This is a genomic window from Paenibacillus sinensis (genome assembly GCF_019904155.1).
In the GTDB taxonomy this organism is placed as follows: Bacteria; Bacillota; Bacilli; order Paenibacillales; family Paenibacillaceae; genus Paenibacillus_AQ; species Paenibacillus_AQ sinensis.
The window spans coordinates 1-255 of the sequence record NZ_JAHCMB010000092.1 but is presented as its reverse complement, the minus strand read 5'-3'; the positions used below and the strand labels follow the sequence as shown (position 1 = coordinate 255).

General features: G+C 54.1%; 2 tRNA genes. Both read left to right on the top strand.

The window, feature by feature from the left end:
* The first annotated feature begins 28 nt into the window (after positions 1–28).
* Positions 29–102, top strand: a tRNA-Met gene (locus KIH86_RS10620).
* A gap of 76 nt (positions 103–178) precedes the next feature.
* Positions 179–255: transfer RNA gene (locus KIH86_RS10615), tRNA-Asp, on the top strand.

Here is a 255-nt window from a genome sequence, read left to right as displayed (position 1 = left end):
GCTTATAACAACTTTATACTTTTACTGACGCGGGGTGGAGCAGCCCGGTAGCTCGTCGGGCTCATAACCCGAAGGCCGCAGGTTCAAATCCTGCCCCCGCAATTATCCCCAAAAAGTGAAGATATGCTTTGTAGCGTATTCCGATTACTTTCCGGGGACCCCAGCAGTACTTAAACGTGGAACCGTGGTGTAGAGGCCTAACATGCCTGCCTGTCACGCAGGAGATCGCGGGTTCGAATCCCGTCGGTTCCGCCA